The following is a 16,225-nucleotide window of genomic DNA, read 5'->3' as shown; positions in this document are numbered from 1 at the left end:
GAGTAGGTCGTAGCGGTCAGACCACTGCCCACCGGATAGTGAACAGGTGCTCGGTAGTGGTGCGGTGGGTGAGACGCTTTTCAAGCGCTTCAATCAAGTCGTTGCGTTTCTGTAAGATTTCATCCTCAGCCTCGAAAACTCCCTGCCGCTGCCGACGTTGTTGCTGCTCAAGCTGGCTAATTTTCTGCTGAATGGCCTTCTGTTCATCGAGCGTGGGTACCAAACGCGCTTGGCGCTGCTGCTGTTTTATCTGCTCCTTGGTATCGCGCAGGGCCTTTTCGGCCGCCAGAATCAGGTCTTCGGCCCAACGCTCCAGCTTTTCGCGGGCTTCGTGGAAATAGCGGCTGTTGCGCTCCAGCGAATGGCTGATAGTAGCCTGCACATGGCGCTCGGCCTCAGCCCGGAGGCGGTTGGCGGCACTGGCCGGCACTTCGGGCAGGCCATCGGCTATATGCGCCGCGCAGACCAGCATTTTCTCGCAGGTTTCCTGGTCGAGAGACTGGCCCGTTTCGTCGAAGGCCGAGAAGAGCAGATATTCTTCGTGCTCGTAGCTTTCGAGGCACAGGCGAGTGAGCGTCAGGTAACCGCTCATGCCGCGTAGCGCTTCGACCAACACTAGTCGGGTGGGATGATGACGAACATCGAACACTACCTGGGCAAAGGGCGTGACCAGGGATTTGGCCGTATCGAGCACGTACTCGCCTAACGGGTGGGAAAGGCGGTAGCGGAAAATTTCGCCCTCCTCGAGGATATCGGCGGGACCCTCATCGGTGGGACGTGATTTAGAGAGCAGGAAGTAGCGCCCCGCCAAGACCTCGGGCAGAGGTGGCCGGAATAAGTCGAAGTACAGGAAAGCCTCTTCGAATCGGGCACGGTCTGCCAGCAGCGTGCGGGTTAAGGCCCAAAACCTGGCGCTGAACTTGTCGAGTTGATGGCGGGTATCTTCCAGGCGGAGCTTCAGGCGCTGGTGCACGTCGTCGTCGAAGTGCTCGAGCAGCAACTGCCGGGTGTCATCCATCCGGGTTTTGATTTGCTCGTCGAGCTCGGCCCGGAGCTTTTGAAAAGCGGCCTCAATCTCCGCCGGCGTACGGCACTGCTGGTAGATGGCCAGAATGCGCCGCTCAAAATCAACTCCCGACTCGATGGTGCCAAGGATATCATCGGAAGCGCCGAAAATGCCATTGAACAAGCTGAATTTTTCGGTCAGCAACTCCAGTACCCGGCGGTCGGCTTGGTTGCGCTCGTTCAGAAAATTAATGACGACAACTTCGTGCCGCTGGCCGTAGCGGTGGCAGCGACCGATGCGCTGCTCGACACGCTGCGGGTTCCAGGGCAAGTCGTAATTGATGACCAGGGAGCAGAACTGTAGGTTGACACCCTCGGAAGCGGCTTCCGTGGCAATCATGATGGCGGCCTCGTCGCGGAAATACTCCACCAGTGCCGTGCGCATGTCAATCGACCGGGAGCCGCTGACGCGGCTGGACCCACTGTGCCGGGCAAGCCAATCCTGATAGATGCAAACGGCTTCGCTGTCGCCGTTGGTGCCATTGAAAAGAACGATACGGCCACGATACCCTTCGGCCTCCAAGTGAGTACGGAGGTATTCCTGGGTGCGGCGCGACTCCGTAAAAATCAGCGCTTTTTGGTTGGCTCCGGTGGTAGCCATCTGCTCGAAGCCAATGTGCAGGGCCATGGCGAGGGCCCGTGCTTTGGTGTCGGTCCCGATAGAGCGAGCCCAGGTGCCCAGGTAGTCCAGCAGCTGGATTTCCTCCTGAATAATTTGCTGGTCGAGCTCTAGTTCCGCGGGGCCAACAGGGTCGGATTCGTCCTCGTCCAGAATGTCATCGAGCAGTTCCTCATCGAGGTCGTCTTCCATCACAATCTGCATGACAAACTCGGCATCGGATGCAGAGGCTGCCCCGGCCGGCGTATCACGCAGTGCGATTAGCCTGGCTTTCATGGTGAAGAGCGTGTCGGCAATGGCCAGGGGTGAAGAGGCCAGCAGCTTGCGCAGAATCAGCTCCGTAAGGTGACGCTGACGTTGCGGAATGGCAAACGAAACAGGGCGCTGCAGAAAGCTGGTAATGGCTTCGTATAACGCATGTTCGTCGTCGGTGGGCTGGAAGGGGCGCGTAATGGTGCGGCGCTCCGTGTAGCGCACGTACTCAGTGACCTGGTTGCGCAGCGTACGCTTGCAAAAGCTTGTTAAGCGTTGGCGGAGAGCTTCCAGGTTGGCGTTGGCGCCCGTGAACTGCTCGCGAAAAGAGGGCAGGTCGCCGAATAGCTGCTCGTCAATAAGGGTGGAGAGTCCATAGAGTTCCAGCAGGGAATTCTGCAGCGGAGTAGCTGTGAGCAGGAGCTTGCGGCAGTGGCCAGTAGCCCAGCTAATCCCCTGCCCTACCTTATTGCTGGGCCGATAGGCATTGCGCAAGCGGTGGGCTTCGTCGATAACTACCAAGTCCCACTCTACCCCACGGATGGCCTCGCGAACCGTATTAGCATACTGGTAGGACATGATGGTCACGGCGCCCTGGTGTAACGGGTCGAGGTCGGCCTTGCGGGCCATCTGGGCCGTTTTAGCATCGACTACCACCGCCGGCAGGTTGAATTTTTCGCGCAACTCCAATGCCCACTGCTGCCGCAGGGAGGCCGGACACAGAATCAGTAAACGGCGCCTACGCTCGGCCCACATTTGACAAAGGACAATGCCCGCCTCAATCGTTTTGCCTAAACCAACTTCATCAGCGAGCAATACTCCTTTTGAGAGCGGTGACTGAATGGCAAAAAGCGCGGCCTCAATCTGGTGAGGGTTAAGGTCTACAGCAGCATCGAACAGTGCCATAGAAAGGCGCTCAGATTCTTCTGGGCTACGACGAGTTAGGTCGTAAGCGAAGTATTTGGCCTGATAAGAAGTAAGACAAGCTATGGTAGACGTCTCTTGAATAGGCACAGGTAACATAAGTGAACTTGTCTAGCAAATTAAAAGCAGGCTAAGGTAGACTGATTTTCATTTCTGCATATAAAATATTTGTGAGAACTTACATCCTATTTGCTGGCTGGATCAGCAGCTATATCCTCCAGCAGACGGGCAGCAAATTACCTAATCACCATTATACCTGATCGAGTGAAGACCTGATACTTTTCGCTATTGCATTAGCCTATAACCCTTACCAAAACACCTTGTGGCGAATCCCATCCTATCCTGAATGCAACTACCCCAACTTTTACAGCAATTTGGAATTACAGCTAAGCAACTGGAAACACTGTTGCTGGAGCATGGCATTGAGCCGAAACTGAGATACCGAAAGTTGGTCCCCGATGAATGGTGGGCATTGTTAGTAACTGAATTTGGCGAGCCCCAAAACCCCTTGGAATTTGTACTAAACGGGGATGAACTGAAGGCGGAACAGCAAGACGCATGCGTTTCATTAAGCTCTGTATTTCAACAGCATGCCCTTTTTGAACAGCCAGTAATCAAGGCAGAAGTCATGCTGCCCGGATTAAAGGTGGTGGGCCATGTTGAAATGGTAGAACTTGCCAAACAGCAAGCTCAGAATGAGCGGTTGGCTACAAAGAATCACCATGGAGCCGGGCGTTCGGGGGGCACGGGTGGAAAGAAAGAAAAACCACGGCCTGAGGACCTAGAGCTAAAGCTAGGGCAGGTTATGAGGGTTGTTGAAGACCGTGGTTTCGGTTTTTTACAACCTATAGGCACCCGTAATGAGCTTTTCTGGCATGTTTCCGGATTGGAGAAAATGCCTGCAATCGGTGACTGGTTACTCTACGCGGAAAGGCCTAATCCCAAAAAAGCAGGCAAAGAAGAAGTTTGGTGGGCACGACCAGTAGCGCAAGATGAATCCTTACTGCTTCGAATAGCCGGCCTACTAAACGAGTCGGCCTTAATGAAACTTCTGGAGGTGGCCCCAGAAGCTGCGCGTGGCCAAATACTACAAGACAAGCTGAGGCAACTACCTCCCCTTACTGGACCAGAGGCATTTGATGCGGCCGTTGCAGCATTAAACTTAGTAAGGCAGAAATTACCTTCGCAACTAGAGCCCGAAACCTGGGCATTAATAGCGCAGGCTGAACCAGCCTATGCTGGGCAGCTTTGGTTGCGCTACTGTTCACCACTAGCCGCTTCTGGCATTATTGCAGGCCGGCTGGCCAAACTGTTGGAAACAACGCCGGAAGGTGTTGCGAGTTGGTGGCCTGACGTAGAGACTTCAGGACTGATGGGTTTGTGTTTGGCTTACGTACAGCATGGGGGTCCTGAAGTTGCAACTGAAGCGCTAACCCGTTTGCGACTTGCGCTAGGCTCGGAACAGGCTCTATTGTATGATGCTACGTTGGTGCAATGGCTCAAGGAAGAATCCGCGAGGACCGCGGATGAGTACCGACGCAACCGAGCGGCTACACGAACTGCTTATTCACAGGAAACAGCCGAAACACTAGCTCAGATGCTGGCGGATGAAATTCCTGCAGCTATTGCCTTTGAACTATGGTCGACGGGCGAGGACCTACCCTTCCCGCAGGATGAGGCGTTGGCCCAATTTGCCAATCTGCCAACTGCTGTTCAAGACCGGGTGGCAGAGGCACTAACAGAACCCGCGTTTTACAGCATTCTTCCTCACCTTGGGGAGCACCATGAGCCCCGTACCCTGAGCCGGGCAAGGAAAACTATAGAAGACTACCTAATCAAACAGCTGGCGGTCATCAGTCTTGACCTGGAAAGTGACCGAGAGCATATTCACGAACTCGCTTGGGGGAAGTCCGGCGACTGGCATAGTGGTAACGGCGCCGATGAAGTGAAGTTAGTCTTTGGTGAGCTAACTAATTATTTGACGGGTGGCGAACCAGCTCTAGTAGTGGGGCATAACATCATTGCATTTGACGCACCGTTGCTAGCCGAGCGTGGCCTAACAATAGCGGAGAATCAGCTGTGGGATACGTTACTGGTGGAAATGGCGCTAAGCCCGCACTTCCACACTTTTGCTTTGCAAACTGCCCATGAAGCGCAAGGAGATGCTGAGCTGGCGCTACGTCTGTTTTTAACCCAACTCCTGCGGTTGATGCAATTAGACGAAAGTGCGTGGCTGGCAGTAGCTACGCTGTTTTCTTCCCCTTTGCAAGCCCACTTGAGAGAGTTTCGCGCCCTTAATTGGGTACTATGGCTGCAGACTCAGGACCTGGAGCAGGAAATGCGAGCCTGCTTTAGGCCGCAGCCCCAAGCCTCGACGTTAAGGCAGGAAGTACATGCATGGCTAGAAAGCGAAAAGTCTGCAGGAGTCGTGCTTGCACCGCGCGAAGTATGGGCTGAAGTACTGGTCCGAAGCTCGGTAAGGTTTTGGGCCGATGAGGAAACAGCACTCGACTACCGCGAGCTTGATGAAGAGGCCCTGTTGCAATTACTTGTTGTGCTCCCAACCGAACTACTGTTGGTGCAGCAGTTCTTTACTTACTGTCGCCAACAAGGCTGGCCTCCTTTGGCAGCCAACATGGCTCCGGCAGTGCGGGCTCGACTTCGACAGCACGAAATTGACCTTGGAAGCTGCCTAATTTCTTTACCTGCTGATTCCACCAAGCGGCACTTTCCCTTGTGTCTGACGGTGGAGCAACTGCGAGACGCGCGAACGTGGCTTCACCAGGTACCAGCCCTGTCAGTGCTGGTAGTAGAACCTGACTTGATTACGCTGGGCCACAAATACGAGGTGGCACAGTTGACGGCGGATGAGCTTCGCAATAGCCCCGCGACTGATACCGAATGGATAAAGTTCTCGGGTGGTCAAAGCTTCATGGGGCTAACGCTAAAACAGGCAAATCTGCTCGTCGGTAAGCTTCCTGGCGGCTATGACACGTTTTGGCTGGAAAAGCACCAATACGGGCAGTACCGGGTTTGGGCGAGCTTTGGCTGGGAGAAGCTCCTGAAAGAACTCACAAAGCAGGGCACGTCACTCGAGTACCGCCGTGGCACTCAACGGGCATATCCGGCGGGCCAATTGCGCAGTGCTGTCGCCAACCAACAGCGGTTGCAACAGCGCTTAGGCGTGGTAGCTCTCAATCCAGAAACCATCTATCGTTCGCGGTACTGGCTGTTGCAAGCGGAATTGGTAAGGCGCATTGGCAGTCAAACTTCGGCGCCAGTAGTATTGCTGGTGCAGCGCCCGGAGGAAGTAGAGCGACTGGAGTCATACTTCAGGCTAAATTTAAAGTGCTACATCCCGAAACGGGAAGCGCAACTAGGGCGGCGTCTCGAATTGCTGCACCGGCCCGGTACTTCACAACGCCTACTCATTGCACCGGTAGGACAGGCAGCAGCCATCTTTGAGGCTAACTATTTAGGGCCTCTCCAGGTGGTATTGGAGAGCTTTAATCTGATGGAGAACTTCTACCTGGCCCAAAACACGACGCTATTTGAAGCGGCGCGTTTGGCAGCCGGTGAGTTGGCCCGCCCATCGGATAATGAAGAATCTGGCGGGACAGCGGAAGCAATGGGCGGTGTCGAATCTGAGGAAGATGCTCAGATGGGCATATTAGAGCGTAACCTGCTGTTTTTACTCGAGTTGCAACGGCCTGTTGTGTACCGCATGAGGGCCCTCATAGCTGACAACCACGAAGCAAGCCGTTTGTGGCTACTGGACCCAAGACTAGCCGACTTTGCGGGTTTAGAAAGAAGCTGGCAGTTGAGCCGGGAAACAGTAGATGTGGCGTGGGAGACCAAGGAAGCTTACGAAGCAGCCGCTAAGCCAGCTGACGCCGCCCTGGGCGGTGTACGCCCGGAAGCCGACTTCGGCTTAAACCTGGATGAGGCTCGTGAGCTCCTTCGGCAGGTGTTCCTGCGCAGCGTGGATACCGACGGGCACGAAATGGTACACCAATGGCGCGAAAACCAAATCCCTTATCTGAATGAAATCCTGCAGGCCCAAACTGACCTGCTAGTTACCCTGGCAACGGGTGGTGGCAAGTCGGTGTTGTTTCAGGCACCGGCACTCTATCGAAGCGCTTATACCAACCGGCTGTCGATAGTGGTGACGCCGCTGAAGGCATTGATGGAAGATCAGGTCGCCAAGCTGTGGGAGCTTGGATTCTATAGCAGTGTTGAATACATCAACTCCGACAAGCAGGATGAAGTGCAGCAGATTTACCGACGGATTGCGGGCGGCGAAATAGCACTTCTATTCATTACTCCAGAGCGGTTTAGAAGCGGAGGATTCAGCCGTGCCTTTTGGCAGCGGTTCACGAACGACCACGGGCTGGAGTACGCCGTGTTTGACGAGGCACATTGCATTTCACAGTGGGGCCACGAGTTTCGGCCCGATTATTTGCACTCAGCCAAAGTTGTGCAGGGCTTCCGACAGGAAGGCGTACGAGACTTTGGGCGCCAGTTTCCAGTGCTGCTGTTTTCGGCCACGGTAACACAGAAAATCTTCGATAATTTCAAGCAGTTATTCCCTGAACATGAAGCTACTAGGTGACTTAGGCACTAACCCCGTGCAAGCGCACATTACCTTGCGCTTTAAGCCGGTAGCTAGTAAAGAGCAGCAGTTAATAGCGTTGCTTGATGACTTGCGGGAGCAAAAATTTGATCACAAGCTGAGCCGGGTGCTGGTATTTGTACGGACCCGCAGGCAAGCCGAAGAAGTGACAGAGCAGCTTAAAACCCAAGCAGAGGAGCTGGGGTTGGAGTGGGCGCAGCAGGTAGATTTTTTTCATGCCGGACTTGATGGAACTGACCGAGCTGAAAAATATGAAGCCTACAAGCCAGTCAGGAAGGCAGCATCCGTTGCTGAAGGTGCTGAAGATGCTAAGACGGCGGTACTGGTCGCGACCAAAGCCTTCGGCATGGGCATGGATATTGGCAACATCCATTACCTGTATCATTTGGGCCCATCTTCAACCTTCGAGGACTTTTTGCAAGAAGTAGGACGAGCAGGGCGCGACGCGGGGATGCGCCAACAAGCAAATTTTGGGGAAGGACGCCCCATTAGGGCAATGTGCGTGGCTACGCGCGAAGACTTCGGCAAGCTGCGCGACTTGCAGCACCGCTCGGATTTGACCTGGGATTATTTAGGACAGGTACAGCAATTAGTGCACAGGTACATCGAGAGGTTTCGGCCGCTGGAACCGCGTCCCAATGAAGCCTTTCCACTCCCTTTGGATTTGGCTGAAGAGATGAGCGATGACGACGCTGGGGGTGGGGAAGCCACTAAGTTCCGGCTGGGGTTGCACTGGCTCGAACAACTGGGGCGCATCCGCTTGGGGCTCTATACCCCCGCCCACTTACCAATATTGCTCTGCGACAAGCCCAACTATGGAAAAATCAAGGACCAAACTGAACGGCAGGAGGTAGAACAGTTTGTGACACGGCTACGTGCCTCACCCTACTGTGAGGGAGCGTCGCTATTGCTGCCAATGGCTGAGCTCATGACGCTCTCCGGTAAACGGCGATGGACAGAGCTTTACCGGCTACTTTTTCAAGCACAAAAAGCCGGCGCAATTTGTATAGAGCGATACCTGACACTTGAGCTAACTGACTTACGCCGCGCAGAACTTACTGCGTGGCGAGAAGAGCATAGGTGTGCAGCAGGCAAGTTGCCCTTGGTGGAAGCAGTGTTTGGATTGGCCCGGCACCTAATGGAAAGAGTACGTCCGGGCGAGCAGCTAACCATAGATGGAGACGAGCTTGACCGAATGGTAGCTTCTGAGGCAGCTGAGCATTTCCAGTCACGGCAAATCTACTGGGAAGATGCTGACCGAAACAAGCGGAAGTTGACCCCAACGGCGACGCAACAGAAGTTAATAAAGGACTGGCATAAAAAGCGGGCGAAGTTTGGGCTCAAGCTTATTCGACTTTTACCCCGCACCCGGGTGGAATCTGTGTTGAACCGCCATGACCGTAGCCAGGCACGAGTGGTGCAACTTATTTACAATGGGAATCAGGATGCTAAGCAGTGGCAGCAGCCGCTGGCGGAATTAAAACGGCAGCTTACTAAGCTGATAGCCCATGTAGTAGAAACCGGGCATACCCGGTTTAATTATGCCGACCTGGTGGTGGAGCTTGGTCTGGAAAACGCCGCGCATGACTACCTTGACAATCTTTTGTTTCTAGCACGCGCACTTGGCTACCTTAAAGGAAGTGGCTCGTTGGTGCCGATGGGCATTGAGCTATTTTTGGATGATTTATCGGTGCCGAATAAGGATGACCGAGCATCAGCAGATTATCAAAGATACCTTGATTTTGAGGAGGGCATTCGGCTAAAAGAACTGCGTTTAATGGCCTTGCAATGCTTGGCTAACTTGAAAAGTACCGAACGTCAGGACACCTTTATCAAGCGTTATTTTCAGTGTGAGAGCGGCGAGCTCCTACTAAAACTACTCGAAGAATATCTGCCCGAAAACCACCCTAGCCTTGCTGCATTTCAGAAGGAAGCATTAGTGAAAGCGGAAAAAGGCTTGAGCGAGGAACAGCGGATTGTATACGATGCACCGCTTACTGATAACCTGCAGGTAATAGCCGGGCCAGGAAGCGGTAAAACCCATACGCTGACCCTGCGAGTGGCACGCCTAGTGCAGAAAGCGAAAGTGCCGCCAGAACAAATTCTGGTGCTCGCCTACAATCGGGCGGTAGTGGTTGAATTGAAGGACAGGCTAAGCAAACTGTTTCGGGCACTTGGCTATGGGCGGCTAATACAACGGCTGCATATTCACACGTTCCATAGTCTCTGCCGACGTTGCATGGGGGCAGCCCTCGATGACAAGGAATTCGATGAGTGGGTACCAGCCTTCGTGCAAGCTCTGGAAAGAGACCCTGGCTTGCTGTCGCGGGAACTGGGCCGAATTCGGTACGTTTTCGTGGATGAGTTTCAGGATATTACTGAGCTCCGACTACAGCTGCTAAAACTGCTGGCCCCTAATACAGGACCAGACGGTGTGCGACTTTGCGTGATTGGGGACCCCAATCAGAGCATTTATGGCTACGAACGTATAAAAGAAGGTGGGGCTATCGACCCTCACCCCTACTACGTGCAGTTTCATCGCCAATATGAGCCGCAGACTCTGTTTCTGAGCAATAATTACCGCTCATACCCAGGCATACTACAAGCCGCGGCCCGCGTATTGGCGACTAATGAGGTTCGGTTTAAACGTATGCCTGAGCTGCAGGCTGTACGAACACCGAGCCATGAACGACCATATTGCCAGGTGTTGCGGTACCGTGACAGCAAGACCGATTGGCGGGCCAAGCTCAATGAATTATTGGGCGAGGTATACGAACCCGGAAAGCCTTACCAGCAGGTGGCAGTAATGCTGCGCTCCAATGACGAAGTATTTCGGGTTTTCAATGAACTGCGCTCCTCGACACTTCCGTCAGACGTGTCATTGCGCATTCAAGGGGCATCAATGGCGCCCGTCGCGACAAGAGAATTTTACCACTTGCTACATACGTTTCGGGCAGAGCCAGCAGCTCCGCTTAGTGCCACTTACCTCGACGATTTTAATACCCGTAAGCAAGCAGCGTTGCGCAAGTTCGAGCACGTATGGGACCCGTATTTAATGCATCTATTGCATTGCCTACTTTACGAGTTCAATAAGGAGCGCCCCGAAGAAGGCACAAACCAGGATGTTCTAGACTTTGTGGAAGAAATGGCTAGGCGGGACGATGGCCATTTTGCCAAGCTCTATGATAGCCACATTGAAACTGTAGCACCAGGGCAGAGGCGGCGTGAGGTGGTCTTGACCACTATGCACAAGGTTAAGGGCCTAGAGTTCGATGCTGTGCTGCTACCACCTGGCTTCACTGATTTTGGCCTAGATAAGCGTACTGGTAAAGCTGCCGCTAACCTAGTAGAGCTGGTGGAAGAAGAACGACGCCTTCTATATGTGGCTTACACACGGGCTCGCTACCGACTTGTTGTTATCAATTATGACCGCGAAGAGGCGGTGGCCACCGGCAAGCCATATGCCTTGGAGGGCGCTGAGCAGAAGCTGGGACGCATCCTTAAACCGGGGCTCGATAAGCTATTTATCTCCTGGGGTGGCAGTAACCCCAATGCCTATGAGTTTATTCAAGGCAGGGTTAAAATAGGTGACCCAATAACCTTAACTCGGGATGCTTATGGGCGGTGGCTAATATACTGCCATGGTACGCTGGTAGGCCGTTTGCGCGGAGGACAATTCAAGCCAGAGCCTCAAGCTGCGCGGCTTGAGGGGCTAGCTGTGGCCGGAGTGGTGTGCTACACGCATGAAGAGTCTCTGCGCTACGATACGGCGCACAATTCAACGTTTACAACCGACAACTGGCATCCACCTGCGGTGAAACGCGGTCATATTTACCTTGTAGATTTTGCGGGCTATTACAAAGCGGATTAAGGCTTGATTGCTTTATTCAACAAGATGTTATTTAACATAGTCAAATCCTACAGCCACAATATTTTCATTCAGGTTCCAATTGGTAAAAATTGCCAATAAAGAACCTTGGACTTTTTCACAGACTTCTCACCACCATCTTTAACCTTTCACATGAAATACGATAATTTCCCACCTTTCCAAGCATTGCAAAGCAGTCATACAGAATTTAGTGCTAGTCGCTATGAGACGTGGATGGGAGGCGCAATGGTTGACGGCGGTGAATGCAAGACAGTCATTAATATTTCACCCTCACGCAAATCCAATAATCAAGAAATAAATTCCGTAAGCTTAAACTGGACTAAGGGGAAAGCAGCTATAACTCAAAAATTTATTTTTGATGTTGGCTTTAGTCAGAATGACCGGCTCACCTACGCAACTATTCCAAAGGAGTCATCAACTGACTGTATTGGTATCATTACTATACGCAATGTCACAGGGGTTACTAACAACGCTGCATCAAGCGAGAAGAATGTTCCATACTGTGGAAACATGTACTTAAAGTACGGTGTACTTGTAAAGCTAACATTTGCTTTTTCTAATCCAGAAAAGCTTATTGAATTCTATTCAAGCGAGGCTGAAGACCAAATATTTTCAGTATTGACAGCAAAATGCACACTTGAGTTATTGATAGAGGATTTTGATAGCGATGGAGCATATGTTGGGTTTGAAGCGATACAAAGTCTTGTAAAAGAAACTTATGGGATAGACATAGCTACCAACCATTTTAAACAAGCCGAAATGATGTTAAATTCTGGGGTAGGAGGCTATACTAACATGGTTTCTACCGGTTACACAAGGATGTACACTAGCTATTTTAAAAGTAATTATGGCAGGGGGCCTATGCGAGCAGTATTAGCTATAATTAACAATGATTTAAACTAGCCAGGTTATCAAGCAGGAGCTTATTATTGAAGTTCCACCAGGAAGCCATTGCTGCTGGGTGCTCGCTTTTTAATAGGTCAACCTGGAGGAGCTGAGGATGGGGCAGATGCTTAGGCATCTGCCACGCACGCACCAGGGCCTAAATTATGAATATTACCACGGTGGAGGTTGCAAAGGGCTATTGCTTCATCCGCTGCCTATGTTGTGGTTTCTAGCGATGTCGAAAAATGCCGTTTTAGCGGTGGTGGTGCCGTCCTCGGACCTTGCGATGCTGTAGTGCTCGCCTGACCGAGGGAGACCATACAGTTAGCGTCCTGCTCTACGCTGCTAGACTATTATTGATTCCTCAAAAAAAAGAGATGAAAAAGAATACCAAGTCATTTGAGTGGAAACCATCGGAACATGAGCTAAAGATATTAAGCAACGCAAAGAAAAAGTATTTTTTAGCAAGTATAAATCTTATCAAAAAGTATTCGACAGAGCAAAAGTTTTTCATATCCCTACGTTACACAGACCTAAACACAAGTCTGGAAGTAACTGGCTCTTTTGTGCTAACGATTTTTCCTGATGTAGAGGCAGGTATTCCATTCAAAATTATTATTCCAGAGACACTACCTATTGGAAGCGTGAAATACAAGGAAAGCTATGGGTTATCCAATGAGCTACATTTAAAACAGGGCAATAATAAATTTTTAATAAATAGACATTCAGTCACATATTTCAATGCTAATTTCCCTAGTAAACCACAAATACTTGAGGGAATATTTTCAAATTTTAAATCAGCAAAAAAAGAAAGCAACAAGTTATATAGAAGGGTGATAATACCGGTAAAAGACACAGACATGATTTATCCTACTTCCATATTAGCGTATGATAAAAACCATATAAAATTCGATATTGAAAACTGGGATAGACAAAGCTCATTAATGGGCCTTTCATTCACGTCCACAAAAGGAATGTTTTCCTTATTAAAAATACATGGATTTAATTTTCATTTTTATGCACTTGAGCCCGTTAGATCTTACATAATAGACTGTAATGAAAAAATAACAAACAAGGAATTTAAACGCATTACTTCTATCATTAGGATTTGTATGGCATTTTTATGCGGCAAATACTATAGAGGCGAGACCATTTACTTGTCAGCAAAAGACACTGATTTCACAAAACTTGTAAATTTTGAGAGGCTATTCGAGGCTCCTTCTACTTTATCAGAAAATCAAATAATAAACCCCCATTTTTTCTTCGACCATTATAGAAAGCAGGATACTGATACACAAGCAAGTTTGAAAGAGTATCATAAGATGTTTCCAACTGAGGTATATGAGTCTTTATGTGAAAAGTGCATCAAATCGCCTGAAATTCTCAGAACCATAGAATTGATTGTAAGAGCCAGCTCAATAGATGACCCTGTGCAAAAAGGAGCACTATATTCTGTCGCCATTGAGGCGTTAACAGAATACCTTGTCTCTGAGACACCTGAACCTTTTAAACCGATTACTAATAAATCAGAAGCCAAGAAGTTAATAAGTTCTTTAATGGCGGTACTTGATGCAAGTAAATCTGCAATCGATTTCAATGGCTATACTATCCTTTCCAAAAAAATTGCAAATATAAATTCCCCCACAAACAGAGACAAATTAGAAAAACCCTTTGAATTAGCCAAAATAGAATTATTACCTGATGACCTCGAAGCACTCGATAAACGCAACGATTACTTACATGGGCGAGAACCCCTTGAGGGTGGAAGCAGATATGATTTAGAACAAATTGCACTTCACCTTCACACTCTAATTTCCCACCTAATTCTTAAACATATAGGATATTCGGGACACCTAATAAATCTCCCTTCATGGAATTTACTACACAATAAAGACGTCGCAGACTACGCTAATATAGACCCTGCAGAAATAGTAAAAGTATTGAAGCAAATCGATGAGGAATCCTTTAACTCTATCGAAGAGATAACCTATGCTAAAGAGGTCCTACTTAAATATCGTGAAATATTAAAAATAGAGAAACTAATTAAAGGTATTATAAGAATAGTGTAAATAATGCTAACTGCTAAGGCGCGCTGACTCCTTATACTCACACCCCATACCCACGAGGCGCATCTAATACCCACGTTAATAGGTCACGGCGTTAAACCAGGCGGCAAACTCGGCGCGGGACCAAGAGAAGTGGTGGTCGCCGTAGCAGCATTCACTGGCCTTTAGCATTTTAAATAATTTCTTTCTGGTGTACGAATAGGTTAGTGAATATACCGCGGCGCATCGAACAGGCCGCAATTACTTCATCGATAGCGCCGTTGCGGTGCTTCGCCACGTCGAACAGCACCGTATCAGCAGTTGCAGCCCCGTCTTCGTACTCGGCGATGTTGTAGTATTCGCCGCGCCACAAAAACACAATACAGTCGGCATCCTGCTCCAGGCTGCCGGACTCACGCAGGTCGGAGAGCATAGGGCGCTTATCCCCTCCCCTTTTCTCCACGTCGCGGCTGAGCTGGGAGAGAGCAATAACAGGAGCGTTGAGCTCCTTGGCCAGCTCTTTGAGACCCCGGCTGATGCTGCCTACCTCCTGCTCTCGGTTGCCTTTCTGGTCGCCGCGCATGAGCTGGATATAGTCAACCAATACCAGACTGAGCGGGTGCTGACTATGTAAGCGGGCGCACTTTGCTCGCAGCTGCTGGATGCTTAGCCCGGCTGTGTCGTCGATATGGAGTAGGTGGGTGTGCAAGCGTTGGGCTTGCAGGCGGATGTGGTCTACCTGGGGAAGGCCGCCGGGCAAGTTACCGCGGCGTAGGTCGGAGTTGCTGTAGCCGGGCACTTCGCTGGCCACCAGGCGTTGCATAAGCTGCAGGGTGGGCATTTCGAGGCTAAAAATGGCGGTGTGTTGACCATAATCGAGGGCGGCGGTGCGGGCGAAATGCAGCAGGGCGGCGGTTTTGCCCATGGCTGGCCGGGCGGCCAGGATGATTAAGTCGCCGGGTTGCCAGCCACCGGTGGGGCCGTCGAGCTGAGTAAGACCGGTGGGGATTGTAGCTTAGTACCGATAATTGAGTGTTATCGGTACTAGGTAAATTGCTAAAGTGCAGTTTTTGGAGGGCAGCAATGCCTCGCCGATGTTTCCGCTGCCCCCGACAGAAACACAGCTCCCCATCGCAGCGGTGAATGGAGCAGTTGCGGAATACTAAGATGACCATGCTTACGCGTAGGAGTTGGGAGCAGCAGTAATCATAATCCGCTGCTTTTGGTACCGGCGGTGGTGGCACCGCGCTCACCTAACAAGCGAAATTTATAGCTTGACATCATGATTTCGCAATTCGTGGAGCATTATCCAATCGGCCGCATCCGCTATACCCAGACCTCTTTTCTGGAGCTGGAAACGGCGACGGAGGTGCACCGCATCAACCTGGTGGGCAAGTTCAGTTGGAGCCTGAAGCGCGGAACGGGCGGGCCACTGGCCTACCATACCGAGCACCCGTTGCTGTGGGGGTTCAATGCCCCCCATACCTGCCTCTACATGAACGCCCGACCGATGCAGGCGGTAGATGCAACGGAGTTGTTGCTTGAATTGGAGCAGGAACTGAACGGCTTAGCTGGGGAGTGGTGCGACCGGGTGCGGGGCTCCTGGCATCCGTGGTGGCGGCGCATTGCGGCCTATAACCTGATGGGCGGACAGGGGCTGTTGTTAGATACGGTGCCCATATTTGCGGCCGAAGCGGCGTCCCGGGTGTGCGCGCGGCACGGCGTTGCCACCTACCTGTACCCGCACATCAGTCAGCGCCTGGCCCCCCGGCCCGAACCGTACGTCCTGCTGCTGTTAGGCCCGAGCTATGTAGTGGCTCAGGATTTCGTGGTTAGTACGCTGTGTGGCGCTTGGGCAAAATAACGGAGCGACAATGCGGGTACGGCATTGCGGCGGCCTTATTTTTAAGGCA

General features: G+C 51.3%; 7 protein-coding genes. 5 read left to right on the top strand and 2 right to left on the bottom strand.

The features are described 5' to 3' along the window. Positions 1 to 16 precede the first annotated feature (16 nt). Complete coding sequence (locus HSW_RS01145) at positions 17 to 2,842, bottom strand: SNF2-related protein (RefSeq protein WP_316931345.1); 2,826 nt, start codon at positions 2,840 to 2,842, stop codon at positions 17 to 19. A 364-nt stretch (positions 2,843 to 3,206) separates the two neighbouring features. On the opposite strand from HSW_RS01145, the gene HSW_RS01140 reads away from it, so the two are divergent. The 4 genes from HSW_RS01140 to HSW_RS23980 all read left to right on the top strand — a co-directional run bounded on the left by HSW_RS01140 (position 3,207) and on the right by HSW_RS23980 (position 14,336). Beyond that, complete coding sequence (locus tag HSW_RS01140) at positions 3,207 to 7,472, top strand: DEAD/DEAH box helicase (RefSeq protein WP_044000431.1); 4,266 nt, start codon at positions 3,207 to 3,209, stop codon at positions 7,470 to 7,472. Beyond that, on the top strand, positions 7,456 to 11,364 hold the full coding sequence (locus tag HSW_RS01135) for an ATP-dependent helicase (protein WP_044000430.1): 3,909 nt from the start codon (positions 7,456 to 7,458) through the stop codon (positions 11,362 to 11,364). The genes HSW_RS01140 and HSW_RS01135 overlap by 17 nt, the downstream gene beginning before the upstream one ends. Positions 11,365 to 11,514: 150 nt before the next feature. Then, positions 11,515 to 12,285, top strand: coding sequence for a hypothetical protein (locus tag HSW_RS23985; protein ID WP_155832758.1), 771 nt, complete (start codon positions 11,515 to 11,517; stop codon positions 12,283 to 12,285). 359 nt (positions 12,286 to 12,644) lie between these two features. Beyond that, the gene (locus HSW_RS23980) at positions 12,645 to 14,336 is read left to right on the top strand and encodes a hypothetical protein (RefSeq protein ID WP_155832757.1); all 1,692 of its coding nucleotides are present in this window, start codon (positions 12,645 to 12,647) and stop codon (positions 14,334 to 14,336) included. A 169-nt stretch (positions 14,337 to 14,505) separates the two neighbouring features. Here HSW_RS23980 and HSW_RS01125 read toward each other — a convergent pair whose 3' ends face one another. After that, positions 14,506 to 15,321 (bottom strand): DnaB-like helicase C-terminal domain-containing protein, encoded by an 816-nt coding sequence (locus HSW_RS01125; RefSeq protein WP_081768205.1) that lies wholly within the window; start codon positions 15,319 to 15,321, stop codon positions 14,506 to 14,508. A gap of 273 nt (positions 15,322 to 15,594) precedes the next feature. Here HSW_RS01125 and HSW_RS01120 point away from each other — a divergent pair, with 273 nt between their 5' ends. Beyond that, positions 15,595 to 16,176, top strand: a complete 582-nt coding sequence (locus HSW_RS01120; protein WP_044000428.1) for a hypothetical protein — start codon at positions 15,595 to 15,597, stop codon at positions 16,174 to 16,176. Positions 16,177 to 16,225: the final 49 nt, after the last annotated feature.

Source organism: Hymenobacter swuensis DY53 (assembly GCF_000576555.1).
In the GTDB taxonomy this organism is placed as follows: domain Bacteria; phylum Bacteroidota; class Bacteroidia; order Cytophagales; family Hymenobacteraceae; genus Hymenobacter; species Hymenobacter swuensis.
Note: the sequence above shows the minus strand (reverse complement) of the source record. Positions and strands in the feature narration are given on the sequence as shown.

Bases quoted from the DNA above. Each gene is read 5' to 3' on its own strand.
- HSW_RS23985 (WP_155832758.1), top strand. From the start codon at position 11,515: ATGAAATACGATAATTTCCCACCTTTCCAAGCATTGCAAAGCAGTCAT.
- HSW_RS23980 (WP_155832757.1), top strand. From the start codon at position 12,645: ATGAAAAAGAATACCAAGTCATTTGAGTGGAAACCATCGGAACATGAG.
- HSW_RS01145 (WP_316931345.1), bottom strand. From the start codon at position 2,842: ATGGCACTGTTCGATGCTGCTGTAGACCTTAACCCTCACCAGATTGAG.
- HSW_RS01140 (WP_044000431.1), top strand. From the start codon at position 3,207: ATGCAACTACCCCAACTTTTACAGCAATTTGGAATTACAGCTAAGCAA.
- HSW_RS01120 (WP_044000428.1), top strand. From the start codon at position 15,595: ATGATTTCGCAATTCGTGGAGCATTATCCAATCGGCCGCATCCGCTAT.
- HSW_RS01135 (WP_044000430.1), top strand. From the start codon at position 7,456: ATGAAGCTACTAGGTGACTTAGGCACTAACCCCGTGCAAGCGCACATT.